At 76.1% G+C, this 3,717-nt stretch carries 5 protein-coding genes; 4 read left to right on the top strand and 1 reads right to left on the bottom strand.

Going from position 1 to position 3,717, the window contains the following annotated elements; all coding sequences use genetic code 11:
• The 4 genes from ACEPPI_RS40125 to ACEPPI_RS40110 form a co-directional block, all read left to right on the top strand.
• A partial coding sequence (locus ACEPPI_RS40125; protein ID WP_373920181.1) for an ABC transporter ATP-binding protein occupies positions 1–742 on the top strand: 742 nt, incomplete at its 5' end.
• Positions 739–1,509: an ABC transporter ATP-binding protein gene (locus tag ACEPPI_RS40120; RefSeq protein WP_373920180.1), complete on the top strand. Its 771-nt coding sequence runs from the start codon at positions 739–741 to the stop codon at positions 1,507–1,509. The genes ACEPPI_RS40125 and ACEPPI_RS40120, both read left to right, overlap by 4 nt.
• 251 nt (positions 1,510–1,760) lie before the next feature.
• A complete protein-coding gene (locus ACEPPI_RS40115; protein ID WP_373920179.1) occupies positions 1,761–2,609 on the top strand; it encodes an aldo/keto reductase in 849 nt (282 codons plus the stop codon).
• Positions 2,610–2,620: 11 nt separating this feature from the next.
• A complete protein-coding gene (locus tag ACEPPI_RS40110; RefSeq protein ID WP_373920178.1) occupies positions 2,621–3,046 on the top strand; it encodes an RICIN domain-containing protein in 426 nt (141 codons plus the stop codon).
• An 88-nt stretch (positions 3,047–3,134) separates the two neighbouring features.
• On the opposite strand, the gene ACEPPI_RS40105 is transcribed toward ACEPPI_RS40110, so the two are convergent.
• Positions 3,135–3,440 carry a 4a-hydroxytetrahydrobiopterin dehydratase gene (locus ACEPPI_RS40105; RefSeq protein WP_373920177.1) on the bottom strand — a complete coding sequence of 102 codons (306 nt, stop codon included), beginning with the start codon at positions 3,438–3,440 and terminating at the stop codon, positions 3,135–3,137.
• Between the last annotated feature and the right edge of the window lie 277 nt (positions 3,441–3,717).

Below are 3,717 nucleotides of genomic sequence, written 5' to 3'. Positions count from 1 at the left end.
GGCCCGGTCCGGCGGCGCGCCGGGTCCCGCCGGGGCGCCGGCCGGTCGCGGGGTCGCGCTGGAGCTGCGCGGGATCCGGGCCGGCTACGACGGGGGGAACGTGCTGCGCGGGGTGGACCTCGGCGTGCGGCGCGGGGAGGTGCTGGCCGTGCTCGGGCCCAACGGCGCCGGGAAGAGCACCGCCTGCCGGGTGGCCGCCGGGCTGCTGCCCGCCACGGGCGGGTCGGTCCTCGTGGCCGGGCGGGACGCCACGCGCGACGGCCCCGTACGCCGTGCGCGGGCCGGGGTGCTGCTCGCGCCCGAGGGACGGGGGATCTTCCCGGCGCTCACCGTCGAGGAGAACCTCGCCCTGCACCTGGAGGACCCCGGGGAGCGGCGGGCCGCCTACGAGCGCTTCCCCCGGCTCGGGGAGCGGCGCACGGTGGCCGCCGGGGCCCTGTCGGGCGGGGAGCAGCAGATGCTGTCGCTGGCCCCGCTGTTGCAGCGTCCGCCGGCGGTGCTGATCGCCGACGAGCCCTCGCTCGGCCTCGCGCCGCGCGTCGTGGAGGAGGTGTACGCGCTGCTCACCGAGCTCCGCGGGGCGGGTTGCGCGGTGCTGCTGGTGGAGGAGAGGGCCGACGCCGTACTCGGGATCGCCGACAGAGTGGCCTTCCTCGCCCGGGGCCGCGTCTCGTGGTGCGGGCCGCGTGCCGAGGTGGACGCGGAGCGGCTCACCGAGGCCTACCTGGGGGTGACGCGGTGAGCGGGTACGTGTTGGAGGCGCGGGGGGTCGGCGTGCGGTTCGGCGGGGTCCGGGCCCTGACCGGGGTGGACCTCGGGGTCCGGGCCGGAGAGGTGTGCGGGCTGATCGGGCCGAACGGGGCCGGGAAGACCACCCTGTTCGACGTGCTGTCGGGGATCCGGCGGCCGGACCGGGGGCGGATGTTCCTCGACGGGGTGGACGTCACCCGCCGTTCCCCGGTGTGGCGGGCCCGGCACGGCGTGCGCCGGACCTTCCAGCGGCGGCAGCTGTTCGGGCAGCTGAGCGTGGCCGACAACGTGCTCGTCGCCCAGGAGTGGCGGGGTGGCGGGGGCGGTCTGGCCGCCGACCTGCTGGCCGCGCCGGGCCGGCGGGCCCGGGAACGGGCCCGCCGGGAGCGGGGCGGGGAGCTGCTGGAGGAATGCGGGATCGGGGCGCTGGGGCCCGCGTACCCGGGCGGGCTGCCGGCCGGGCGGGCCCGGATGGTGGAGCTGGCCCGGGCGGTGGCCGACCGGCCGCGGGTGCTGCTGCTGGACGAGCCCGCCTCGGGGCTGTCGGGGGCGGAGCGGGAGCGGCTCGTCGCGGTGGTGCGGAGGCTGGCCGGGGAGGAGGGCTGCGCGGTGCTGCTGGTCGAGCACGACGTGGCCTTCGTGATGGAGCTGTGCGCGCGGGTGGTGGTCCTGGACCTCGGCACGGTCCTCGCCGGGGGAACGCCGGCCGAGGTCCGGGCGAACCCGCTGGTGCGGGAGGCGTACCTGGGTCCGCGGTGACCGCGCCCCGGAAGCGCGGCCCCGGGCACAGTGCCGTCCCCGGGGCCCGGTGAGCCCGGTGCGGTCCGGGGGTGGGGCCGGGGCCGGGTGCGGTCCGGTGCGGTCCCCAGGGCCCGGTGCCAGGTCCGGGCAGGGGCCGGGGTGGGGTCCGGCCCGCGATGGCGGGAATAGGGCGTACGGGCGGCCGGTTGTCGCCCCTCGTACGCCGTGGCACGGACCACACCGCACCGACCCCGAGGGAACGACCAGACGTGAACCAGGTCCCCAGCATCAAGCTCAACAACGGCACGGCCATGCCCCGGCTCGGCTTCGGCGTCTGGCAGGTCCCGGACTCCGATGCCGAGCGGGCCGTGGGTGCGGCGCTGGAGGCCGGCTACCGGAGCATCGACACGGCGGCGATCTACGGCAACGAGCGCGGCACCGGCCGCGCCGTGGCGGCGTCCGGGGTGCCGCGCGAGGAACTGTTCGTCACCACCAAGCTGTGGAACGGCCCGAAGCAGCGCTGGGGCCGGGACCAGGTGCTGCGGGCCTTCGACGACTCGCTCGACAAGCTGGGCCTCGACCACCTCGACCTGTACCTGATCCACTGGCCGCGCCCGATGCGCGACGACTTCCTCGCCATCTGGAAGACCTTCGAGGAGATCGCGGCGTCCGGCCGGGCCAAGGCGGTCGGCGTGTCGAACTTCCGCCCGGCGGACCTGGAGCGGCTCCGCGGCGAGAGCGCCCTGGTGCCGGCGGTGAACCAGATCGAGCTGCACCCGCTGTTCCCGCAGGAGGAACTGCGGGCCCTGCACACCTCCCTCGGCATCGTCACCGAGGCCTGGTCCCCGCTCGGCCAGGGCAAGGAGCTGCTGACCCTTCCCGCGGTCGCCGCCGTCGCCGCCAAGCACGGCCGCAGCGCCGCGCAGGTGGTGCTGCGCTGGCACCTGCAGCTCGGCAACGTCGTGATCCCCAAGTCGGTGACGCCCGCCCGGATCCGGGAGAACCTGGACGTGTTCGGCTTCGAGCTGGACGCCGCGGACCTCGCGGAGCTGTCCGCCCTCGGTGCGGGCGCGGCAGGCCGCCGGATCGGTCCGGACCCGGCCGTCTTCGACGTCTGAGGGGCGGGCGCTTGAACCTCGTGGACGGGGTCTACCGGATCCGCAACGTGGAAAGCGGCCTGGTGCTGCAGCTGGAGGGCGCCTCCCGGGTGCGGGTCGGCCCGGACGGCCCGCCCGCGCCGGCCGCCGCCCGCCGGTGGCGGATCTCGCCGGTGCACAGCGGCGGCGGGATCTTCCACGTCGTGAGTGAGGACAACGGACGGCGCCTGGACGTGGCGAACGCCTCGACGGACAGCGGGGCCCGGGTGCAGGTGTGGCGGGCCAATGCCTTCGGGGCGCAGGAGTGGCTCGTCGAGGAGCACCTCGACGACCCGGGGGTGGTGTCGCTGGTCGCGTGCATCAGCGGGTTGTCGCTGGAGGCCGACGCCGAGGGCCGGGCGCGGCAGGGCGAGGACACCGACTCCCCGTCGCAGTGGTGGCGGCTGGAGCCGGCGTGAGCCCATGCCGGACGGCCGCGGGGCGCGCGGCGCCGTAGACCCTTGGCCGGCCCCGGGCGGGGCGGGGCTGGGCGGGGCGACGGCGGTGTCAGCTCGCGCCGTGGGCGGGTGCGAGGGATTCGACGCGTTCGGCGAGGTCGAAGTCCTTCTCCGTGACCAGGCCGCCGGCGTCGTGGCTGTTCACCGACAGGCGCACGGTGTCGTAGCCGAGGGTGAGGTCCGAGTGGTGGTTCAACTCGTCCTGCACCACGGTGATGTGGGAGACCAGCGCGCCGGCGGCCCGGTGCGTGGCCAGTCGGTAGGTGCGGACGAGGTGGTCGTCCTCGAAGGCCCAGCCGGGTAGTTCCCGCAGCCGGTCCTCGATCTCCTTCTGCGAAAGCGGTTCGCTCGGCATCCGCGTTCTCCTTCCCCGTGACGTGTGGTCAGTTTCCCACAGGAGCGCCGGATCGAACCTTTCGCGCCATAGTGCGACCGGGTGCTCCCGCGCGCTTCCGGGCCCCGGTCCGGCGCCCTATGCTCCTGCGCCGGACGGGTGTTACCACTGGTAACAAGGAGGCGGGGCATGGCGGCTCGTACGGGCGGTTCCAGGCGCGCGTTCATCGCGGGCGCGGCGGCGACCACGGCGGGCGCCCTGTCGGCTGCCGGGGCGGGCGCCGCGCGGGCGGCCGCGG

This window comes from Streptomyces sp. AB3(2024), from assembly GCF_041862025.1.
GTDB lineage: Bacteria > Actinomycetota > Actinomycetes > Streptomycetales > Streptomycetaceae > Streptomyces.
Note: the sequence above shows the minus strand (reverse complement) of the source record. Positions and strands in the feature narration are given on the sequence as shown.

Bases quoted from the DNA above. Each gene is read 5' to 3' on its own strand.
- ACEPPI_RS40105 (WP_373920177.1), bottom strand. From the start codon at position 3,440: ATGCCGAGCGAACCGCTTTCGCAGAAGGAGATCGAGGACCGGCTGCGG.